General features: G+C 67.6%; 21 protein-coding genes. 17 read left to right on the forward strand and 4 right to left on the reverse strand.

Annotated elements, in window-relative coordinates; genetic code table 11:
• A partial coding sequence (locus M4I32_RS05930; RefSeq protein WP_319033556.1) for an aldehyde dehydrogenase family protein occupies window positions 1-512 on the reverse strand: 512 nt, incomplete at its 3' end.
• Between the two features lie 271 nt (window positions 513-783).
• Here M4I32_RS05930 and M4I32_RS05935 point away from each other — a divergent pair.
• The 9 genes from M4I32_RS05935 to M4I32_RS05975 all read left to right on the forward strand — a co-directional run bounded on the left by M4I32_RS05935 (window position 784) and on the right by M4I32_RS05975 (window position 10,626).
• Window positions 784-1,662, forward strand: a complete 879-nt coding sequence (locus M4I32_RS05935; protein ID WP_319033557.1) for a transketolase — start codon at window positions 784-786, stop codon at window positions 1,660-1,662.
• The gene (locus M4I32_RS05940) at window positions 1,662-2,627 is read left to right on the forward strand and encodes a transketolase family protein (protein WP_319033558.1); all 966 of its coding nucleotides are present in this window, start codon (window positions 1,662-1,664) and stop codon (window positions 2,625-2,627) included. Before M4I32_RS05935 ends, M4I32_RS05940 begins: the two co-directional genes overlap by 1 nt.
• Window positions 2,628-2,667: 40 nt before the next feature.
• Complete coding sequence (locus M4I32_RS05945) at window positions 2,668-3,738, forward strand: zinc-dependent alcohol dehydrogenase (RefSeq protein WP_319033559.1); 1,071 nt, start codon at window positions 2,668-2,670, stop codon at window positions 3,736-3,738.
• On the forward strand, window positions 3,735-5,255 hold the full coding sequence (locus M4I32_RS05950; RefSeq protein WP_319033560.1) for a sugar ABC transporter ATP-binding protein: 1,521 nt from the start codon (window positions 3,735-3,737) through the stop codon (window positions 5,253-5,255). The genes M4I32_RS05945 and M4I32_RS05950 overlap by 4 nt, the downstream gene beginning before the upstream one ends.
• A 3-nt stretch (window positions 5,256-5,258) precedes the next feature.
• On the forward strand, window positions 5,259-6,242 hold the full coding sequence (locus M4I32_RS05955) for an ABC transporter permease (RefSeq protein ID WP_319033561.1): 984 nt from the start codon (window positions 5,259-5,261) through the stop codon (window positions 6,240-6,242).
• 84 nt (window positions 6,243-6,326) lie between these two features.
• Window positions 6,327-7,307 (forward strand): sugar ABC transporter substrate-binding protein, encoded by a 981-nt coding sequence (locus tag M4I32_RS05960; protein ID WP_319033562.1) that lies wholly within the window; start codon window positions 6,327-6,329, stop codon window positions 7,305-7,307.
• 78 nt (window positions 7,308-7,385) lie between these two features.
• The gene (locus tag M4I32_RS05965) at window positions 7,386-8,165 is read left to right on the forward strand and encodes an SDR family NAD(P)-dependent oxidoreductase (protein WP_319033563.1); all 780 of its coding nucleotides are present in this window, start codon (window positions 7,386-7,388) and stop codon (window positions 8,163-8,165) included.
• A gap of 10 nt (window positions 8,166-8,175) precedes the next feature.
• Window positions 8,176-9,105 carry a sugar phosphate isomerase/epimerase family protein gene (locus M4I32_RS05970; RefSeq protein ID WP_319033564.1) on the forward strand — a complete coding sequence of 310 codons (930 nt, stop codon included), beginning with the start codon at window positions 8,176-8,178 and terminating at the stop codon, window positions 9,103-9,105.
• 33 nt (window positions 9,106-9,138) lie between these two features.
• Complete coding sequence (locus M4I32_RS05975; protein ID WP_319033565.1) at window positions 9,139-10,626, forward strand: aldehyde dehydrogenase family protein; 1,488 nt, start codon at window positions 9,139-9,141, stop codon at window positions 10,624-10,626.
• A 456-nt stretch (window positions 10,627-11,082) separates the two neighbouring features.
• On the opposite strand, the gene M4I32_RS05980 is transcribed toward M4I32_RS05975, so the two are convergent.
• Window positions 11,083-11,391 (reverse strand): EthD family reductase, encoded by a 309-nt coding sequence (locus M4I32_RS05980; protein ID WP_319033566.1) that lies wholly within the window; start codon window positions 11,389-11,391, stop codon window positions 11,083-11,085.
• Window positions 11,392-11,653: 262 nt separating this feature from the next.
• Between M4I32_RS05980 and M4I32_RS05985 the strand changes: the two genes are divergently transcribed.
• The 8 genes from M4I32_RS05985 to M4I32_RS06020 all read left to right on the forward strand — a co-directional run bounded on the left by M4I32_RS05985 (window position 11,654) and on the right by M4I32_RS06020 (window position 19,033).
• Complete coding sequence (locus M4I32_RS05985) at window positions 11,654-12,622, forward strand: helix-turn-helix domain-containing protein (protein WP_319033567.1); 969 nt, start codon at window positions 11,654-11,656, stop codon at window positions 12,620-12,622.
• Window positions 12,623-12,822: 200 nt separating this feature from the next.
• Window positions 12,823-13,266, forward strand: a complete 444-nt coding sequence (locus tag M4I32_RS05990) for a carboxymuconolactone decarboxylase family protein (RefSeq protein ID WP_319033568.1) — start codon at window positions 12,823-12,825, stop codon at window positions 13,264-13,266.
• Window positions 13,263-14,147 carry an NAD(P)-dependent oxidoreductase gene (locus M4I32_RS05995; protein WP_319033569.1) on the forward strand — a complete coding sequence of 295 codons (885 nt, stop codon included), beginning with the start codon at window positions 13,263-13,265 and terminating at the stop codon, window positions 14,145-14,147. The genes M4I32_RS05990 and M4I32_RS05995 overlap by 4 nt, the downstream gene beginning before the upstream one ends.
• 40 nt (window positions 14,148-14,187) lie before the next feature.
• Entirely contained in the window at window positions 14,188-14,739 is a 552-nt protein-coding gene (locus M4I32_RS06000) for a TRAP transporter small permease (RefSeq protein WP_319033570.1), read from the forward strand.
• A 10-nt stretch (window positions 14,740-14,749) separates the two neighbouring features.
• Window positions 14,750-16,189 carry a TRAP transporter large permease gene (locus M4I32_RS06005; RefSeq protein WP_319033571.1) on the forward strand — a complete coding sequence of 480 codons (1,440 nt, stop codon included), beginning with the start codon at window positions 14,750-14,752 and terminating at the stop codon, window positions 16,187-16,189.
• Complete coding sequence (locus tag M4I32_RS06010) at window positions 16,186-16,320, forward strand: hypothetical protein (protein WP_319033572.1); 135 nt, start codon at window positions 16,186-16,188, stop codon at window positions 16,318-16,320. The genes M4I32_RS06005 and M4I32_RS06010 overlap by 4 nt, the downstream gene beginning before the upstream one ends.
• Window positions 16,321-16,357: 37 nt before the next feature.
• Window positions 16,358-17,512: a TRAP transporter substrate-binding protein DctP gene (dctP, locus tag M4I32_RS06015; protein WP_319033573.1), complete on the forward strand. Its 1,155-nt coding sequence runs from the start codon at window positions 16,358-16,360 to the stop codon at window positions 17,510-17,512.
• 105 nt (window positions 17,513-17,617) lie between these two features.
• The gene (locus tag M4I32_RS06020; protein WP_319033574.1) at window positions 17,618-19,033 is read left to right on the forward strand and encodes an aldehyde dehydrogenase family protein; all 1,416 of its coding nucleotides are present in this window, start codon (window positions 17,618-17,620) and stop codon (window positions 19,031-19,033) included.
• A gap of 35 nt (window positions 19,034-19,068) precedes the next feature.
• On the opposite strand, the gene M4I32_RS06025 is transcribed toward M4I32_RS06020, so the two are convergent.
• Both M4I32_RS06025 and M4I32_RS06030 read right to left on the reverse strand, forming a co-directional pair.
• Window positions 19,069-20,244, reverse strand: a complete 1,176-nt coding sequence (locus tag M4I32_RS06025; protein ID WP_319033575.1) for an alpha-hydroxy acid oxidase — start codon at window positions 20,242-20,244, stop codon at window positions 19,069-19,071.
• 65 nt (window positions 20,245-20,309) lie between these two features.
• Window positions 20,310-21,692 (reverse strand): FAD-binding oxidoreductase, encoded by a 1,383-nt coding sequence (locus M4I32_RS06030; protein ID WP_319033576.1) that lies wholly within the window; start codon window positions 21,690-21,692, stop codon window positions 20,310-20,312.
• Between the last annotated feature and the right edge of the window lie 136 nt (window positions 21,693-21,828).

Below are 21,828 nucleotides of genomic sequence, written 5' to 3' on the forward strand. Positions count from 1 at the left end.
GCGTGCGGCAGCGCCGCACCCAGGATCGCGATCGGCCAGTTGAACGGCACGATGATCGTCACCGCACCCAACGCCCGGTACGACACCTCGGTCGAGACCGGGATCTTCCCCGGCACCACCGGCAGCGTCATCGACTGCTCGACCTCGTCGGCGAGCATCAACGCCAGCTGCCACCGGATCTCGAACACCAGCGCGTCGATCCACGCCTCCATCCGGATCTTCCCGTTCTCCTGCGACAAGACCGCCGCGTCCGCATCCCGGTCATCAGCGATCCCCGCGATCGCGTCACCCATCAACCGGGCACGCTCCTGCGGCGACAACCCCGACCAGCCCGGGAACGCCTCATTCGCCGCAGCGACCGCATCCGCCACATCCGACGCCGACGCCGACGCGGCCTCACCCACGACCACACCCGGCTTACCCGGATCAGCCACACTCAACACCGCATCCGTGAACCGCTCCCGGCCCCCGATAAACAACCCCGTCCGCACACCCGCAGACGTATCCGTCATCGTCATCTCGACTACGCACCTCTCTGTGTTGTCGTCCGGCCCGCGATGGCAGTCTCTCGGCGCATCGTCTTCCGTGGAATCGGGCCACCGGGCGGCAGTTCCCCCGGCACGAATCGAGTTTACGTGCATTCCTGTTTACATGTAAATGGCTTCGTGCTAACGTCATCGCAGTCATCCCGCCGAAGACGGCCGGGAGCCGCAGGATCACGGGTTCGCGAACAGCGCAGCAGCGCCGACGGCGGGCTCGATGTCATCAACGAGGAGGCATGAAATGGTGCCAGAGAGCACGCCGGCTGAAGCCGGACAGCATTCCGTCGCGGAGTTGAAGGACCTGGCCTTCGAGCTGCGGTCCAAGCTGCTGCAGCTGTGCGGCACATACGAGGGCGCCGTGCACATCGGCGGCGATCTGTCGTCCGCCGACATCCTCACGGTGCTGTTCCACTACGGGCTCGACATCGATCCCACTGACATCGCCAACCCGCGCCGCGACCGCTTCGTGCTGAGCAAGGGGCACGCGGCGGTCTGCATGTACATCGCCATGGCGATGCGCGGATTCTTCTCCTACGAGGGCATCGTCGACACCTACGGTCAGCTCGACAGCGCGTACGGGATGCACCCGTGCAAGGTGCAGCTGCCGGGCGTCGAATGCTCGACCGGCTCGCTGGGCCACGGCCTGCCGCTCGCCGTCGGCATGGCGCTCAGCGCACGCGGCCGGGGCGAGAGCCACCGCGTCGTGACCCTTCTGGGTGATGGCGAGACCGGCGAAGGGTCGGTCTGGGAGGCCGCGATGGCGGCCAACTCCAACAAGCTGGGCAACCTCGTCGCGTTCATCGACCGCAACCGGCAGCTCATGACGAGCTTCGATGAGGAGCGGGTCGTGCTCGAGCCGTATCCGGACAAGTGGGCCGCTTTCGGCTGGAACGTCGTCCACATCGACGGCCATGACATGGGTGCGCTCGTCGAGGCGATCGACAACCTGCCTGCCACCGACTCCGACAAGCCGACCGTGGTCATCTGCGAGACGGTCAAGGGCAAGGGCATCGACTTCATGGAGCGCAACCTCGCCTGGCATGCCGGCTCTCTCGGAGCCGAAGACCTCGAGCGCGCATTCGCCGCCCTCGAAGCATCTCGTGAAAAGGAGTCCGTCTGATGCCCGTCACCTTCACCTTCGGAGATTTCCTCGGTGCCCGGTCCGTCATCGGAAGCACCCTCGCCGAGCTCGGCGAAGAGCATGACAACCTGTGGGTGCTCACCCCCGACATCGGAGCGACCCTCGTCGAGTTCCGCGAGAAGTACCCCGAGCGTTTCCTCGATGTCGGTCTCGCCGAGCAGGCCTGCGTCGGCATCGCGGCCGGACTCGCGTACGACGGCAACATTCCCGTCGTCTCCGGGATGCTGCCCTTCCTCAGCATGCGCGCGCTCGAGCAGGTGCGCACCGATGTGTGCTACCCCAACCTGCCGGTCAAGATCATCGGCACGCACGCCGGCCTGGTCGGCAACGGCGGATCGACGCACTACGCCGTCGAGGACCTCGCCCTCATGTGCGCGCTGACCAACATGACGGTCACCTCGATCGGCGATCCCCTGATGGTGGGCGAGGTGCTCCGCCAGTCCATGACGATGTCCGGTCCCATCTACATCCGGCTCGCTGTGGGCAAGAAGGACAAGGTGCTCTACGAGCCGGGGCAGCACGACGTGCAGATCGGCAAGGGCATCGTCGCGCGCGAGGGCACGGATGCGACGATCTTCACGCACGGCACGGTCGTCGCCCAGGCGCTCGACGCCGCGGACGAGCTCGCCAAGGACGGCCGATCGGTGCGCGTGGTCGACATGTTCACCCTCAAGCCGATCGACGAGGAGCTGATCGTGCGTTCGGCCGCGGAGACCGGCGGCCGGTTCATCGTGCTCGAAGACCACCTGGCCTACGGTGGGCTCGCCTCGCGGGTCGCCGACGTCGTGGCCGACCGCGGCCTGCACCTGACGGCCTTCGAGCGTCTCGGCATCCCCCAGGTCTATGCCGGGTTCGGTGAGGACGAACAGCTGCGCGACAAGCACGGCTACGGTCTCGAAGCGACCGTAGCGGCCGCGCGCCGCGCGATCGCGGCCACGCCCTGACCGGGCCCCGCCCACGTCACAACGCTCAACGGAGAGACGAATGAGAACAGTAGCGGTCACCAAGATCGGGAGCCTGCGCGCCCCCGACGAGGACGCGCGCGGACAGATCGGCGTGGTCGACATGCCGGAGCAGCCGCTCGGCCCGGAGGACGTGCGCATCCGCGTCGCGTACGCGGCGATCTGCGGCTCCGACCCGCACCTGGCCGAGGGGTTCTTCGGCACGGACGTGCCGATCGGTCTCGGACATGAGATCTCGGGCGTGGTCGAGGCGCTCGGCGAGCGCGCGACCCGCAACGGGCTGAAGGTGGGCGACCGCGTCTCGGGCAACTTCGTCCGCTTCTGCGGCACGTGCCGGGCCTGTCAGGACGGACGGCAGCAGTTCTGCGAGTACGTGCAGGAGTACAACCGCCCGGGTATGGCCGAGACGGTCACCTGGCACGAGTCCCAGGTCTACCGCCTGCCCGACGAGGTCAGCCTTCTCAAGGGGTGTCTGCTCGAGCCGACGTCGGTCGCGGTGCGCATCGCCGACAAGACGCGTGCGCGCCCCGGCGACCGCGTCGTCGTCTGCGGCGGCGGACCCATCGGTCAGCTCGCCCTGCAGGTGATGCGGATGAGCGGGGCCACCTCGCTGACGATGATCGAGCCGATCGCAGACAGGCGAGACATGGCGCTCCGCCATGGGGCCGAGCACGTCATCGACCCGGTCTCGGAAAATCAGAGGGACCGCACGGACGAGATCACCGGTGGCCGCGGCTACGACGTGGTCATCGACGCATCCGGTTCGACGCGGGCCGTGGCGGGGCTGCTCGACATCGCCGCGAAGGGCGCCACGGTCGTCTACGGCGCCATGTATCCGCACGACTTCGAGATGCCGCTCAACCTCTCGGACTACCTCTACATGAAGGAACTCACTCTCACCGGTGTGTTCATCTCGCCCTACGCCTTCCCGCGCGCGCTGCAGATCCTCCCGAAGCTCGACGTCGACGAGCTGACAGGCGCCGTCTTCGGCATCGAGGAAGCGCCTGAGGCCTTCGCCGCCCACGTCAGCGGGCGGCATCCGAAGGTCATCATCCGCTGCAACGACGGTCTCGATGAGGGGGAACGGTCATGAGCCTGATCGAAGAGCGCCGTGTCGCCGATATCGACCCCGCGCTCGAAGGAGTCGGGATCGTCAAGCGCTTCGACGGTGTCCACGCGTTGAGCGGGGCGAACTTCTCGGTGCGACCCGGCGAGATCCACGCGATGCTGGGAGAGAACGGCGCCGGAAAGTCGACGCTGATCAAGATTTTGACGGGGCTGTACTCGCCCGACGGTGGCGAGATCCGGCGGGATGGGTCGAAGGTCGAGTTCGCGAGCGTCCGCGCGGCCAACAAGGTCGGGATCGTGGCTCTCTACCAGGAGCTGTCGATCATCCCGACGATCAGCGTCGCCGAGAACATCCTCCTCGGCGAGCAGATGCCCAGTTCGTCCGGGATCGTCAGGCGGGCGGCCATGCGGCGGCGTGCGCAGCAGCAGCTCGACCGGCTGAACCAGAAGATCCCCCTGGGAAAGCTCGCGGGTGCGCTCTCCCCGGTGCAGCAGACGATGGTCGCAGTGGCGCGAGCGCTCGCGACGGATGCGCGCGTGCTGATCCTGGACGAGCCGACCGCATCGCTCACCGACCACGAGATCAACGACCTCTTCGGTGTGCTGCGCACGCTGCGCGACGAAGGTGTCGCGATCGTATACGTCTCGCATCGCCTCGAGGAGGTCTTCGAGTTGTGCGACCGCCTGACGGTGATGCGCAACGGCGAGACGATGTTGACGAAGGACGTGGCCGACTCGACGGTCAACGAGGTGATCTCGACGATGGTCGGGCGCGATCCGGGTGAGATGTACCCCGCCCGGGTGACGGCGACGAGCGATGTCGTCCTGCGGGTCGAGGGCCTCACGGGGAACCGTGTGCAGGACGCGACCTTCCAGGCGCACGCCGGGGAAGTCCTCGGTATCGGCGGCCTTGCCGGATCGGGCCGCAGCGAACTGCTCCGATTGCTCTCGGGCGCGCAGAAGCACACGTCCGGCACGATGACCGTCGGCGAAGTGAAGCTGCCGCACGCCCCGGGTGTGGGACGTGCGCTCGAAGCCGGCATCGCGCTCGTGCCGGAGGAGCGCCGTAGTCAGGGCATCATTCTCAGCGCGCCGATCCAGGACAACATCGCGCTGGCGAATCTGCGGACCGTCAGCACCCTCGGCTGGGTCTCGGGCCGCAGTGTCGTGGACCTTGCGCGCGACGGGCTGGCCAACCTGCGCATCAAGGCCCGGGGCCCACGTCAGCCGGTCGGCCAGCTCTCCGGCGGCAACCAGCAGAAGGTCGTGCTGGCGAAGATGCTCGCCCGCAAGCCGAAGGTGCTGCTGATGGACGAGCCCACGCGCGGCATCGACGTCGGCACCAAGGCCGAGATCTACCGCCTGATCCGCGAGCTGGCCGCGGGTGGGACGACCATCATCGCGGTCAGCTCCGAGCTGCCCGAATTGATCGGCATGTCCGATCGCATCCTCATCATGCACGAGGGGCGCATCTCCGGTGAGGTGCCCGCCGTCGACGCGAACGACGAACTCCTGCTTTCCTACGCATACGGAAGGGCCTGAACGATGACCAAGACCGACCCGCTTCCCCCGGCGACGACGCCGACGGAACGCCGGCCACTGTCGCAAATGCTCCTGCAGGGCGGAACGATCATCGCGCTTATCGCGCTGATCCTGTTCTTCTTCCTCATGCGGCCCGATGTCTTCTTGAGCTTCGGGAACGTGCGGAACATCCTCGAGCAGGTCGCGATCCTGACGATCATCGCCGCTGGTGCGACGGTCGTTCTGGTGCTCGGCGACATCGACCTGTCCGTGGGGACGAACGCGACACTGTCGGGAGCCACTGCCGCGGCGCTGATGATCGGCGGCACACCCGTGCCGCTGTCGATCCTCGCCGGCCTTGCCGTGGGCCTGCTCGTCGGGATGGCGAACGGATTCCTCGTCGCGTTCCTCAAGCTGTCGCCGATCGTGGCGACGCTGGCGACGATGACGACTGTGGGCGGTCTGGCGTACATCGTCACGGGCGGCACGACGCTGTACGGGATGCCGGAGAGCTTCGAGTGGATCGGGCAGAGCCGCCCGCTCGGCATCCCCATGCCGATCTTCTTCGCCGTCGCCATCGCCATCATCGTCTGGCTCGTGCTGCGGTTCACGACCATCGGGCGCCGGTGGTACGCGGTCGGCGGCAACGCCGAGGTCGCCCGGCTGTCGGGAGTCAGCGTGCGCACCACCCGGTTCCTCGCGTTCACGGTGGCCGGCTTCGTCTCGAGCATCGGCGGGATCATCCTCGTCAGCCGGCTCGGCAGTGCGAGTGCGTCGAGCGCGAACAATTACATGATCTTCGCTCTCGCGGCGGTGTTCCTGGGTATGACGATCCTCCGTTCCGGTCAGGCGAACGTCGGGGGCACCCTGGTGGGTGTGGGCATCATCGGCGTGATGAACAACGGCCTGAACGTCATCGGAGTGAACACGTATTACCAGGAGGTCTTCACGGGCCTCATCATCATCGCGGCCGTCACCTTGTCGGCCATGAAATCTCGCGACGCCTAGCTTCGGCGGCGTTCGCACCCAGCTGGGCGGGTCACTGGCCCGCGCAGGCACAGAGTACGCAATCACAAGACAAAGGAGTGGATGATGCGTAGACGAATCATTACCGCGATCGCGGCCGGAGCCGCCGCAGCGCTGGCGCTGACCGGATGCGGGAGCGACGCCGGCGGCGGCGAGGGTGGCGGCGACGACACCTTCACCGTGGTGGCCTTCACTGCCGGCTACGGCACGCCCGTCGGCAAGTCGACGATGGATGCCGCCGTCGAGCGCGGCGAGGAGCTGGGGTGGGACATCACGCTCTACACCAGCGACTTCGACTACGACGTGATCAACAGTGACGTGCAGGGCGCGATCACGCGCGGCGCCGACGCGGTGCTGGCGGGCTTCCCCGACCCGCGTCAGATCGGACCGCTCGTGACTGCGGCCGAGAACGCCGACATCCCGATCTTCTCGATCGACGGTGGCGTCGAGCCCAACTCCGACTTCGTCGTCGACGTGACGACCAAGCAGCAGCAGATCGCCGACCTCACCGTCGGGGCGCTCGATGAGGCCATGGGTGGCGTCGAGGGCAAGGATGTCATGGTGATCGGCCACGACCCGCACGTGGGCATCTCGACCCGCAGCGCGATGGCGGAGGAGCTGCTCATCGAGCAGGGCGCCAACATCGCGGGCGGCGAGATCAAGCAGGTGCTCTCGCCGGCGACCTCGCAGGAAGAGGCGCTGCAGTTCGTCACCGACTATCTGCAGGCGAACCCGGACGGGCTCGACGGTGTCTGGGTCGGCTGGGACCACGCCGCGGTGGGCGCCGTGCAGGCCATCAACGAGGCCGGCCGCGACGACATCTTCGTCACGGGTGTGGATGCCGTCGGCATCGCGCTGGCCGAGATCGCCGAGGACGGGCCGTTCTACGCCACCGTCATCCAGGACTGGCCCGCCGTGCTCGACACGGTGCTCGAGTACATGGAGACGTACCGCGAGACCGGGGAGCTTCCCGATGAGGACTTCATCGAGACGGACGTGACCCTGGTCGACCGCTCGAACGTCGACGAGATCGAACCGACCGACTGAGGCTGACGAGGGGTGGCGGGCGTTTCGCCCGCCGCCCCTTCTCTGCCCGACCACTTACGAGATCAGGAAGAAGAAGCCATGCGCCTGGAAGGCAAAGTCGCACTCATCACCGGAGGCGCGAGCGGAATCGGCCTCGCCACCGTCGAGAAGTTCGTCGCGGAGGGCGCTCGTGTCGTCGTCGCCGACATCAATCGCGATCGTGCCGCCGAGGTGGTCGCCGAGATCGACAAGACGCACCCCGGCGCGACCGCGGCGGTCGGTGTCGACGTCTCGGTATACGCCGAGGTCGAGGCCGCCGTGCAGAGCGCCGTCGACGCCTTCGGCAAGCTCGACGTCATCTTCAACAACGCCGGGATCGCTGGTGGAAAGCCCCTGCTCGATCACGATCCCGAGGTCGACTACGCGCCGATGATCCGGGTCGATCAGGACGGCGTGTACTACGGCATCCTCGCCGCCGGTCGGCAGTTCCGTCGGCAGGGAACGCCCGGCGTCATCATCAGCACGTCCTCGGTATACGGAGAGCAGGCGGCCGAGCTGTCGTTCACCTATAGCGCCGCGAAGGCGGCGGTCATCTCCTTCACCCGGTCCGCCGCCTACGAACTGGCCGAGTACGGCATCCGGGCCGTCGCCATCACTCCAGGACGCGTCGGGACGCCCATCATCAATCAGTTCAGTGACGAGTTGAAGACGACGTTCGCGTCGGAGCAGCTGCGCAACAAGATGACCGAGCCCTCCGAGATCGCCAACGTCGTCGCATTCCTCGCGTCCGACGAGGCCAACGTCATCAACGGCACGGTCGTGCAGGTCGAGGATGGCTACTCGGTGTTCAAGCAGCGGCTCGACCTGCCGGCGTTCTAAGGGGGTTGCGATGACGACCGCAGCCGAGACCGCTGACGTCGACCTGGACGTCGCCTGCCACCTGAACGTCGTTCTCGCCGACGTCACCTCTGACCTGCTTCCGGCCGCTCTCGATGCGATCGTGGGGGCCGGCTACCGGCGCGTGGTGCTTCCGCCGCTCGCAATCGGCTTGGACGAGGCGCGTGATCTCGGAGACGTGTTCACTGCGCACGGGGTCAGCCCCATCACGATCGCGGGGCAGATGCCTGGTGCCGATGTGTCGTCCGAGGATGCGTCGGAACGCGCAGCGGGTGCCGAGATGCTGCGCCACACTCTCGACGTGACGTCGGCGCTCCGTGGCGACCAGATGAACGGGGTGCCCTACGGGGTGTTCGGTCATCCGGCGGGTGCGACCACGCCGGCCGCGTTCGAGCGTGCCGCCGTCGAGGTCGGTCGCGTCGCCGACGAGGCGCACGAACGCGGCATCATGATGACGTTCGAGGTGCTCAACCGTTACGAGACGTCGGTCGTGAACACGGCTGCGCAGGCGGTCGCGTTCGTCGAAGCGAGCGGCTCCGAGAACCTGCGCATCCATCTCGACACCTTCCACATGGCGGTGGAGGAGGGTGACCTCGCCGCTGCCATCACGACGGCCGGCGACCGGCTCGGCTACCTCGAACTGGGACAGTCCGGGCGTGGCGGCCTCGATGGCGGCGCGGTCGACGTCGAGGCCCTGGTGCGGCACGCGTTCGACATCGGCTACTCCGGACGCTTCGGCGTGGAAGCGTTCTCGCGTTCCGTTCTGGCGCCCGAGGTCAGCGACATGCTCGCCATCTGGCGGTCTCCGTACGTCGATGGAGTGGGCGTCGCCAACGAGGCGATGCGAGTGATCCGGCGGGGGTTCGCCTCGAGCGTCGCCGGCCGTCGCGCCCAGCGGCTCGCCCGAGGCGCCGCGAACTGAACCGAAACCGACGCCAGCTATCAAGGAGCGCTCATGAGCACAGTGACACACGAGGGTGAGACCCTCATCGACGAGGCGGTCTTCGCGGGAAAGATCTTTATCGACGGCCAGTGGGTTGCCGGTGGCGGGGGACAGATTCCCTCCGTCGAGCCTGCGACCGGACGCACCCTGGCGGATGTCGGACTCGCCGACGCCGCTGACGTGGCCCGAGCGGCCGAGGGCGCTGCACGCGCGCAGAAAGAGTGGGCTGCCATGCCCCACCCCGCCCGCGCAGCCGTTCTGCGCAAGGCCGGCGCGCTCTGGGAGCAGTATGCCGAAGAGATCGGCGGCTGGAACACGCGCGAGGTCGGGGCGATCCCGCCCCTGGCAGGTTTCGCGCTGCACGTCACGGCCTCGGAGTGCTACGAGGCATCCGCGCTTCCCTCTGCGCCGAGAGGATCGATCCTCTCGAGCGAGGAGCCGCGGCTGTCGCTCGCCGAGCAGGTACCCGTCGGCGTCGTCGGTGTGATCTCGCCCTTCAACGTGCCGTTGATCCTCGGCATCCGCGCGGTTGCGCCCGCCCTCGCGCTGGGCAACGCGGTGCTGCTCAAGCCCGACCCCCGCACGGTGATCACCGGCGGCGTGGCGATGGTGCGCATCTTCGAAGAGGCGGGCCTGCCGGCGGGGCTGCTGCAGCTGGTGCCCGGTGGCGCCGACGTCGGTGAGGCGATGGTCGCCGACCCGCACGTGCGGGTGATCGCGTTCACCGGTTCGACGCGCGCGGGACGCAGCGTCGGGGAATCGGCGGGCCGGCATCTCAAGCGAGCCCACCTCGAGCTGGGTGGCAACTCCGCATTCCTGGTGCGAGGGGATGCCGATGTCGACAAGGCCGTGAACCTCGCCACCTGGGGCGCGTTCCTTCACCAGGGGCAGATCTGCATGACCGTGGGTCGCCACATCGTGCACGAATCGATCTTCGAGGAATACGTCGAGAAGCTGGCGGCCAAGGCCGAGAGCATGCACGTCGGCGACCCGGCGGCGGGTCAGGTGCATCTGGGTCCTCTCATCGACGAGGTGCAGCGCGATCGTGTGCATTCCCTTGTTCAGGATGCCGTCGCGCAGGGCGCGGAGCTTCGGGCCGGTGGTACGTACGACCAGTTGTTCTATCGTCCGACCGTGCTCGCGAACACCCCGATCAAGGCCGAGGCCTACTGCGAAGAGGTCTTCGGGCCGGTCGCCTCCGTGGTGCCGTACTCGACGGATGATGACGCGGTCGAACTCGCTGCGGCGACGGAGTACGGCTTGTCGCTGGGCATCGTCACGGCCGACGCGATGGCGGGGCTCGAGTTGGCGCGAAGGATTCCGACGGGGATCGTGCACATCAACGACCAGACCGTCAACGACGAGGCCAACGCTCCCTTCGGTGGTGTCGGGTCCTCCGGGACCGGATCGCGGCACGGAGGGGCGCAAGCGAACATCGACGCCTTCACGGAGACGCGCTGGATCACGATGCGGAGAGAGCCGGGCTCGTACCCGCTGTAGTCCGGGTGTGGCGTAGCGTGGTCGGGGGAGTTCGCCCCGACCACGCCAGGAGGCAGGACACATGAGGTTCACCGCGACATCCGATTGGCGGGACGGCCTCGCTTTCGACACCCCTGCCCTGGTGGCGGACGTTCTTCCCGGGGAGCCCACGCGATGCGTGGGATGCGGCTTGGATTCGCCAGTGCGAGCGCGGACCGAACTCTGGGCCGTCAAGCACCGTCACCCGAACAACCACGCGGGTATCGTGCGGTTCTACTGCATCGACCATCGACCCACCACCACGCCGCCGCCGCGATCTTCTGCCCGGACGAGCGCGGGGTCGCCTCCGGGAGCAGCCAGGCGGGCTCCCGCTCCTCGCGTGCGCGCTGCACCGGAACGAGCACCCGTGGTCTGCCCGGACTGCTTCGTGGAGGTGCCCGCGACGGGCGTGTGCGGGATGTGCGGCGAAGCCGTGGGTCAGGGCACGGCTTCGACGTCGTAGTCGAGCACGATGGCGCCGCCCGAGGCGTAGTTCTCCACGTCGGCCTGAACCGCCTGCCCTGCGGGGGAGGTGATGGCCGCCACCATGGCCTCCTTGTCGACGAAGTCCGCCTCGAAGATCGCGAAGTACGGGCTCTCTCCTTCCGCAGCGTCGACACTCAAGGTGAATCTCTGTCCGAGCGTTCCAGGAAGCTGCTTGGCAAGTGCCAAGTGGGTGCTGCGGTAGTACTCCTCGAACGCCGCGGGGTCGGTCGGGGGCGGGTAAAGGACGATGAGCTTGTGCACGGTGCCTCCGTAGGTCGGTTCCCACACATCCTCGCGCCGGCAGGGTGCCTGCGCGAGCCTCTGGCGCTCGCCGACAAGGACTGTTCGTACGCGGACAAGCTCTGGCGTGCGGTCGCACGGTCCCCCTCGCGCCGCGTTCTGCTTGTGGGTTAGTCTGCTCAGATCGGAAGGGTCCGTCCGAGGAGCAGTCACCGCCGACTGCTCACGTTGAGACGGGCGATGGTGCGCACACGTCGCCGTGGCGCGTCTTCGAGGGAGCAACGTGGCCCACAGAACTATCCAGGAGGCGCCGAGACCCGGCGTGGAATCGGCGAGCGCATCATCGCTCGGCGAATGGCGGGAGGTGGCGGGCAACCGCTTCGTCCCCCTCCAGCTCGCCGCGGACGGCTTCTTCGAAGGATCCATCCGATGGCGCTACATCGACCAGACATGCATCACGCAGATCGCCGCCAGCGCTCATCGCGTCCTCCGCACCGAGTCGCTCATCTCCGCGTCAGATCCCAAGCACTACAAGCTCAGTCTGCAGCTGGAGGGATCCGGAATCGTCGCGCAGGACGGACGAGAGACGGTGCTTCGCCCCGGTGACATCGCGCTCTACGACACGAGCAGGCCGTACACGCTGGAGTTCACCAGCGACGTGAGATGCCTCGTGATGGCGTTCCCGCAGGCGGTGTTCGATGTTCCCTCCACCCTCATCCGACGCATCACCGCGATCCGGCTGCCGGGCGACGTGGGCATCGGCGCGTTGATATCGCCGTTCATGCGGCACCTCGGTGAGAACCTGGACAGCCTTTCCGGGGTGGCAGGAGTCCGAATACTGCGCAGCGTGCTCGATCTGCTCACGGCGCTCGTCTACGCGCAGCTGTCGGAGGAGGACGACCACTGGGGCGAATCACGACGAGTGGAGATGAGGGCTTTCAAGCTCCACATCGACGCGCATCTGAGCGATCCCGGCCTGAACGCCGGGATGATCGCCCGCACCCACTTCATCTCGGTGCGATACCTGCAGTATCTCTTTCGCGAAGAGGGGCTGACTGTGTCCGGTTACATCCGTGCGCGGCGGCTTCAGCATTGCGAGACCGATCTCAGCGATCCGGCTCAGGCGTCGCTCTCGGTCTCCGAGATCGCGCAGCGGTGGGGATTCCCCGATGCCAGCCACTTCAGCAAGATCTTCAAGGCCCATTTCGGGCAGGCGCCGCGAGCTTTTCGCGATGCTCGGCTGGGTGCGTGAACACCTCGGCGCCGGCCGCTGCCACGCACATGTCGGCGTGCGCAGATGGCGAACTGCAGTGCACGAGACGACAAGACGACCGTCTGCTCGCTCGCGCAGACTGAGGGAGTCCACCGCGAGGGTGCGGGGTCCGGTGTGCAGACGCACGGGAGCCTCGAGCACGGGTGCGTCAGGCGAACACGGAGGGATCCACAGTGGTAGTGCGAGACGAACTGTACGAGGTCGGCGTTCAGCAGCGCAGAAGGATGTTCGGCGCGGCCGGTGCCGAGGACCAGGTGGATCACACCACCGATCTGAACGACAAGCTCCAGGATTTCGTGACCCGATACTGCTTCGGCGACATCTGGCAGCGTCCCGGGCTCTCGATCCCGGACCGCAGCAAGGTCACCTTCTCGATGCTCGTCGCGGCGGGCAAGCCGCACGAGATGAAGGTTCATGCGCGTGGCGCTCTCGAAAACGGAGTGACGCCCATCGAGCTGCGCGAGATCGTGGTGCAGTCGGTGCTGTACTGCGGCATCCCCGCCGCGGTCGAGGGGCTGCGCGCGCTCGAGACGGTCTTCGCCGAGATGGGGGTCGCGAGAGACCTCGACGGTGAGGCTGAAGCGACGGCGGGTTCGCAAGAGGCGAAGGCGGACCGATCGTGAGCGCCGGCGGTGAAATCGTCGGCTTCATCGGGCTCGGGACGATGGGGGCCCCCATGGCCACCAACATCGCCGCCGTCGGCTACGACATGCGTGTCTACGACGCCGATCCGGAAGCGGCGACCGCTGTGGCCGATCGCATCGGTGCGACGGCGGTGGCGGACGTGGCGGGTCTCGCCGAGTGCACGATCGTTGTGCTGATGCTCCCCACCAGCGCCATCGTCCGGTCAGTGCTGCTGACTCCCGAGGGTGGATCGCGGATCCCGTTCGAGTCGGGGGCCGTGGTCGTCGACATGAGCTCGTCCGACCCGACGGAGACGGTCGAGACGGGCCGTGCCCTGGCTGCGGCGGGCGTCGCGATGGTGGACGCCCCCGTCTCGGGCGCCCGCGAGCGTGCCGTGGCCGGCACCCTGGCCATCATGCTCGGAACGGACGACGTCGCGGCCGCCGAGCGCGCCGTCCCCGTCATCGAGGCCATGAGCCGGGCCATCTACCGGACTGGGAAGCTGGGCACGGGCCACGCCATGAAGGCTCTGAACAACTTCGTTGCAGGCGCGGCGTTCGTCGCGACGTCCGAGGCCCTCGTGGCCGGCCAGCGATTCGGGCTCGACCCGCAGCTGATGGTCGATGTCTTCAACGACTCGACCGGCCAGAGCTTCTCGACGACGCACGTGTTCGGCCCGCACGTCGTCGACCGCCGGTTCGCCAGCGGCTTCGCGCTGCCACTGATCACGAAGGATGTGCGGATTGCGCACGAATTGCAGCGCGCTGTCGGCCACGACGCACCCGTCTGCGCCGCCGTGACCGCCTCGCTCGAAGACGCGCTCGAGGCGCTCGGACCAGTCGACCACACGGCGGCGTACACGCACTGGGAATCTCGCTAGACGGCACCGCGAGGCCATCGCCCGGCCCGAGGGGAAAACAATGGAACGTTTCGTCATCGCACTCAGCCGGATCATGGCCGTCATCGCCGCCGCGGCGATCGTGGTGCTGATGTCGGCGATCGTCGTCGATGTCACTGGGCGGTACTTCACCAACAGCAGCGTGCCCGCGATGCTCGAGATCTCCGAGGGATCGCTCGTCGTCGCGATCTTCTTCGCACTGCCCTGGGCCGGAGTCACGGGTGCTCACGTCGCGGTGACGATCGTCTCGAGTCGGGTCGGGCCGGGCTGGAACCGCGTCTTCGACCTCGTGGTGTGGGTCTTCTGCTCCCTCGTCGTCGCATGGCTGACGGTTGCTTCCGGCACTCGCGCGATGAGCGCAACGCGTCTGAACGAGACCCGGATGGGTCTCGTCCAGTGGCCCGTCTGGCCCCTGAGGTGGATCATCGCGTTCGGGTTCGCGGTTCTGCTGCTCGTCTGCCTGGTGAACCTCGTCCGCTCGCTGAGGGGGCGTGCGGTGCTCGGAGCGGAGACGAGCGAAGAATCCGTCAGCACCGAGACCGTGTTCCCCCCGGTTCCCACCGAAAGAGAGTAAGGGACGCATCATGCAGATCTACCAGATCGTTGTCCTGACGCTGCTCGTCATGTTCGTTCTGCTGGCGGTCAAGGTCCCCGTCGCCGTCAGCCTCGCGGGCGCTGGTGGGCTAGGGCTTATTCTGCTGCAAGGTTTCGGGTACGCCAGCAACACTCTCGGGGCGGCTCCGTTCACCACCTCCGCGAGCTTCACCCTGACGATCATCCCGATGTTCATCTTGATGGGCATGCTCGCCGTCCATGCGAACATCGCGGACAACGTGTTCGCAGTCGCGAACCATTTCGTGCGCCGGGCCCCGGGCGGACTCGGTGTCGCGACGGTCATGGCGTGCGCCGGCTTTGCGGCGGTCTCGGGATCGAGCATCGGCACCGCCGCGACGATGGCCAGGCTGTCGGTCGAGCAGATGCGTGCGAAGGGGTTTCCCGCGAGCCTCGCGACCGGGATCGTGGCGATCGCGGGGACACTCGGGGTGATGATCCCGCCCAGCACTTTCCTGGTCCTCTATGCGGTCCTCGCCGGCGAATCGGTCGCGGCGATGCTCGCGGCGGGGATCGTGCCGGGGCTGCTCTCGGCTCTCGGCTACATCATCTACATCATGATCGTCGGGCAGCGGACGATTCGCAGGGAAACCGACCATGCGGATCTGGCGCAGGCAGTGGATGCCGCCAGGGCCGAGCTGCGCAGCAAGCGAGGTGCGAGCGGAGCCAAGGGTGCGGCACCGGTCGACACGATGACACCGGTCACATCCGATCACGATGGCCCGGCTGCCAAGCCGAGGCTGCGCTCGCTGCCTTGGCGCGGCGTGGTGTACATCGGGATCTTGTTCACGGTGGTGCTCGGAGGCATGTACTCCGGGGTGTTCACCGCGACCGAGTCTGCAGCGATGGGTGCGCTCGCCGCGCTGATGATCCTGGTCGTAGAGAACCGGCGGAAGGGGCTGCGCAGCATCCTGCGAAGTTTCCGCCGGTCGCTTCTCGATACGGGTGAGACGACCGCGATGGTCTTCTTCATCATCATCGGTTCCGCGATCCTCTCGACGTTCTTCGTCGCCGCCGGTGTGACGCAGGCCATCTCCGACTGGGTGGGCGGACTTCCCTGGCCGCCCATGCTCGTGATGGCCCTTCTTCTGCTGTGCCTCGTTCCGATGGGCATGTTCCTCGAGTCGATGTCGATCCTCGTGATCACGGTGCCCATCCTGTATCCCATTGCGACCGAGTTCGGCTTCGACGGGATCTGGTTGGGGATCATGATCGTCAAGCTGATCGAGATCGGGATGGTCACGCCGCCCGTGGGCATCCTGGCCTTCGTCGTCTCCGGTTCGACCGGGGTCAAACCGGAGACCGTCTTCCGCGGCGTCCTGCCGCTCGTATCCATCGATCTGGTCACGACGACGCTGCTCTTCCTCGTGCCCGCGATCACGCTCTTTCTTCCAACGTTCATCGCTCAGTGACCCTGGTGCGCGCGTATCGGGCTGTCGGTCTTCGCGCGCGGACCACACTCCGTTCGCCGGTGGACAACCAGAAGACGCGCGACAGGGCGAAGGTGGACGAAGACGATGTGGGCGACGTGGATGTCACCTGATCGCGAATGTTCTGACGCACGGAGAGGACGAACAACGATGTTCACACAGCATTCCAGGAAGAACCGGAGGGCTTTCACCCTCACGGCGATCGTGGCCGCGGGCCTGCTGGCGACAGCCTGTTCCGGGGTCGTCGCCGACCCTGACAACGGCGACTCTGCAGGGGACGGAGGTGAGCCGGAGGTTGAACTCACCCTCGTCACGGCCGCCATCGACGGCACGCCCAACGCCGCTGTCCAGGACTGGTTCCTCGACGAGGTCGAGGAACGGAGCGACGGGGCGATCGCCTTCGAACGCACGGAAGCGTATTCGCTCTGCGCCGCGCCCGAGATCGTCGAGTGCGTCCGCGACGGTCGCGCAGACATCGGTGTCACCATCCCCGACTACACGCCGCAGTACTTTCCGACGACGAGTGTCGTCAGCATCCCCTTCATCGGACAGAACTGGCAGGCGATCATGCAGTCGCTGTACGACCTGCACCAGGAGAACCCCGATGCCGAGGCCGTCATGGAAGGCAATGGTCTTCATTACCTGGCCACCTGGCCCGTCGGCCGCCTGCTTCTCGGCACACACGAGCCGGTCACCGATGTGGCGGGCCTGGACGGACTATCGGTGCGCGTGTCGGGACCGCTTGCCCAGGAGCTCTTCGAGGGGGCGGGAGCGAGCATCGTCGCGCTCCCCGCGAACGAGACGTACGAGGGTGTCGAGCGCGGTCTCGCCGACGCCGTCGCCGCAGGTATGGACTTCCCCGTCAACTACAAGCTCAACGAGCTGCTGGAGTACTGGACCGACCCCGGCTTCGGCCAGTACTCGGCGTTCGGGATGTGGCTGTCCAACAGCGCGTACGACGAGCTCACGGACGAGCAGAAGGCTGTCTTCGACGAGGTCGCCGAAGAGCTGAACGCCGGCGCCGGAGCCGAGGCTTACAACGAGACAGCGGCCGCACAATGCCCGCAGATGCTTGAGTCGAGCACGGTCGAGGATCTGACCGCCTGGGACGAGTCGGCCACCGCCGCCTGGGAGGAGGAGACGGGCGATCGCATGCTCGAGTCGTGGGTCGAGCTCGCGAGCGGGCAGGGCCTGGAGAACGCACAGGGCGTCCTCGACGACTACCTCGAGGGTCTCGACACCTACTCCGGCGTCGAGGTGGAGGACGCCACACTCGAGTGCGTCGCGGCATTCGCCGACCGCTGACCTCATCCGCCCCGGGGATGGCTTGCCGGCCTTCCCCGGGGCGCCCCAACGACCGGGGCGGCTTACGCCGCCCACTTGGAGATCGATCCCCGAGGAGGGAATGAAATGAGTACGAGTACTGACACTTCGGCGCTGCTCGACGCGATCACGGTCGCGCCCGAGCACGGCCGGGCGGTGCCCGACGCGGCATCCGGCGAGACGATCGGATACGTGCGCGAGCAGACGGCCGCCGATCTCGATCGTGCCATCGACCGCGCCCGTGCCGCACAGCCCGGCTGGGCCGGTCTCGGCCACGAGGAACGCGCGCGACTGCTGCATCTCGCCGCCGACGAGGTCGACGCGCATGCCGAGGAGCTTGCACTGATCATCGCGCGGGAGCAGGGCAAGCCCCTGAACGGCCCGGGCGCCCGCTTCGAGGCGGGTGGTTGCGCCGTCTGGATCCGCAGCGCGGCAGACACGGTACTCGAGACCGAAGTGCTCTTCGAGGCCGAGGGCACGCGGTCCGAGCTGCACTACGTGCCCCTCGGCGTCGTCGCCGCGATCGGACCGTGGAACTGGCCCGCGCTCATCGCGATCTGGCAGATCGCGCCCGCACTCAGAATGGGCAACACGGTCGTGGCCAAGCCCAGCGAGTACACGCCGCTGAGCGTGCTCGCCGTCGTAGAACTCATGAATCGCCACCTGCCCGCCGACGTGCTCCAGGTCGTCACGGGCGGGCGCGAGGTCGGCGCCGCCATCGCAGCGCACCCCGGCGTCGACAAGGTGATGTTCACCGGTTCGACCAAGACGGGGCGCGAGATCGTCAAGGGATCGGCGAACAACCTCGCCCGCCTCACGCTCGAGCTCGGCGGAAACGACCCGGGGATCGTGCTGCCCGGCAGCGACGCGAAGGCGATCGCCGAGGGGCTCTTCTGGGGTGCGTTCATCAACACCGGACAGACGTGCGCCGCGCTGAAGCGCCTCTACGTCCATGACTCGGTCTACGAGGATGTGGTGGACGAGCTCTCGAAGATCGCCGCGTCGATGCAGCTCGGCCCCGGCACGAGCGAGGACAGCCAGCTCGGTCCGCTCTCGAATCGACAGCAGTTCGACATCGTCACGCGGCTCGTCGAGGACGCGCGCGCGCGGGGGGCCCGGATCGTCACCGGTGGGGAGGCGGCTCCCGAGCTCGGAGCGCATTTCTATCGGGCGACCATCGTGGCCGACATCGACGACGGCGCGCCTCTCGTGGACGAGGAGCAGTTCGGCCCGGTTGTGCCCGTCATCCGGTACACCGACGTCGAGGACGCGATCACGCGCGCGAATTCCTCTGAGCAGGGGCTCGGTGCGTCGGTGTGGGGCGACCCCGTCGAGGCGCGCCGTGTCGCCGAGCGGATCGACAGCGGCACGGTGTGGATCAACCAGCACGGCACTCTCAACCCGATGGTCGCATTCGGCGGGGTGAAGGGCTCCGGATACGGTCTGGAGTTCGGCGCGCACGGGCTGAAGGCGGTAGCCGCCCCGAAGGTCATCACGATCTGATTCGCATGGGCTGAGCGAGGTGCGGTGCGCCCCGCTCAGCCCATGCGGGGCGGGGCCAGCATCTCGGGCACCAGATTCTCGACGGCGGGGGCGCCGAGCAGTGCCATCGTCCGTTCCAGCCCGGTCTGCAGCATCCGCCCTGCGCGTACGGCGCCGGCCTCGCCTCCCGCCATCAGCCCGTATACGTAGGGTCTGCCCACGAACACGGCGTCCGCGCCCGCCGCACGTGCGGCGGCGATGTGCGTCCCCGAACGGATGCCGCCGTCCACGTACACTTCGGTGCGATCGCCGACGGCGTCCCGCACCCCCGGGAGGGCGTCCCACGTCGCGACCGCGTTCTCGAGCTGTCGCCCCCCATGGTTGGACACGATCACGGCGTCCGCTCCCCGCCGCACCGCCTCCGTCGCATCGGCGGGGGAGAGAACTCCCTTGACGACCAGGGGGCCGGACCAGATCGACCTCATCCACGTCAGGTCGTCGAACGTCGTCGAGGGATCCAGGATCCGATTCGACTGCTCGGCGAACCCGCCCCGCTCGACATCGAGGGCGGCGAACCCCAGCGGCTCGCTCGCGAGCGTGCGGGCAAGCCAGCGGGGATGCAGCGCGAGCCGTGCCGCGGAGCGCAGGGGAAAGCTCGGTGGAAGCGTCATTCCGTTGCGGGCATCGCGTAGCCGCTGCCCCGCCACCGGCACATCGGCCGTCAGGACGAGGGCTCGATAGCCGAGTTCGGCGGCATGCCGGACGAGGGCCTCGGACGCGACGCGGTCCTTCCACAGATAGAGCTGGAACCAGCGATCCGCTTCGGGCGCCGCCTGCGCGACCGCCTCAAGGGATGACGACGTCATCGTGGAGAGGATGTAGGGCACGCCGAGTTCGCGCGCCGCACGGACGGCTGCCAGCTCGCCGTCGGGGTGCGCGAGCCGCGTCATGCCGACGGGAGCGAGGCCGAACGGCGAGCCGGCGCGCGTGCCGAGGAAGTTTGCACCGGTGTCGATCCGCGAGACGTCGCGAAGCACCCGGGGGAGGAGCGACACCCCGCGGAACGCCTCCGTGTTCCGGCGCACGGTGACTTCATCGCCTGCGCCCCCGTCGATGAAGTCGAAGATGGGGCGAGGGGTTGACCGGTGAGCGAGAGTGCGCAGGTCTGCAATCGTATGCGTTGTGGTGAGGGCATCGGAGGCTGCCGAGCGCCGTCCGGGCCATTGAATCATTCCCGCGATCTCGGCCAAGCGCAGACGGCGGGGGCGAAGCGACGGCGCGGCGCGTTCTCGGGAGCTCACCGCGCGAACACCTTGCCCGGGTTGAGGATGCAAAGAGGGTCGAAGACCTCCTTGATGCGGCGCTGGAGCTCCCACTGATCATCCCCGAGCTCGTCGGCGAGCCACCTGCTCTTCAGCACCCCGACTCCATGCTCGCCCGTCAGAGTCCCTCCCAGGCGCAGCGCCGAAGAGAACATCTCGCTCGCCGCCGCCCACACGACATCCGGTACTTCGGGTCCTTCGAACACGAAGCTCGGGTGCAGATTCCCGTCTCCCGCGTGCGCAACGGTCGGGATGACAAGGCCGAATTCGCGCTCGATGCGCGCGATCTCATCGAACATCGCCGGAAGGGCGCTGCGCGGTACAGCGATGTCCTCGAGGAGCGTGTCGCCGAGTGCCTGCATCGCCGCATGAGCCGACCGGCGGATGGCGAGCAGGCGCTCACCCTCCGTCGGGTCGTCGGACATCACCGTCTCGCCGCCGCGTGCCCCGAGGACGGCGGCAATGGCCTCGGCCTCGTCCGCCGCGGCCGGGCCGTCCGTCTGGATCGTCAGGTGCGCGGTGCCTTCGGCGGGTCGGACGAGTCCGAGGAGGTCGTGGACGGCCGCAAGGGCGGCGCTGTCCATGAGCTCCATGAGCGCCGGCTGCAGGCCCGCCGCGGTCACCGCCGCTGACGCCGCAGCGGCGGAGCGGACGTCCGGGAACGTTCCGAGGATCGTGCGTTCGGCGCCGAGGGTCTTGCGTCTCAGCTTGAGAGTCGCGCGCACGATGACCCCCAGAGTTCCCTCGGAGCCGACCATCAGGGCGGTCAGATCGAGCCCCGTCACTCCCTTGACGCTACGGTGGCCGAGTCGCAGCAGGCGTCCGTCGGGCACGACGACATCGACGCCGAGCACGGCTTCGCGCACGGCGCCGTACTTGGCGCAGAGCAGCCCCCCGGCGCCGGTGGCGATGTTTCCGCCGACGGTGGATATCTCTCGGCTTGCCGGATCAGGCGCCCACCACAGGCCCTGCTCCGCCAGGACGGCGTTGAGTTCGCCGTTGAAGATGCCCGGGTCGACGACCGCGAGCAGATCGTCCGGCCGGATCTCGTGAATGGACGTCATCCGCAACGTCGAGAGCACGATCTGGCCGGCCCCTGCGATAGCGCCGCCCGCCGCCCCTGTGCCGGCGCCGCGCGTGACGACGGGTGTGCGGGTGTCCGTTGCGATCCGCATCGTGGCCTGCACGTCCTCGACGCTCTCGGCCGAGACGACGGCCAGGGGCGATGCGCCGGAGCGATGGCCGGAGGCATCCGTCCGCGTCGTTTCAAGATCGTCGGGATCGACGCTCACGCGCACCCCCAGCGCGTCTCGCAGACGGGCGACGACCTCGTCGCGACCCCCATCGGTCCCTCGCATGGGGCTCAGCCTACGTGTCGCCTCACGCGTACCCGCGGCCGTGCGCGCACAGACAACAATCGGTCGGTCGTGTCATGTGTGAAGGCGGGATGCTCTCGTAGAGTCGGACACGTTGTGGCTTTTCGCGTGCGCATCG

Source organism: Microbacterium sp. LRZ72 (genome assembly GCF_033792225.1).
Lineage (GTDB): Bacteria > Actinomycetota > Actinomycetes > Actinomycetales > Microbacteriaceae > Microbacterium.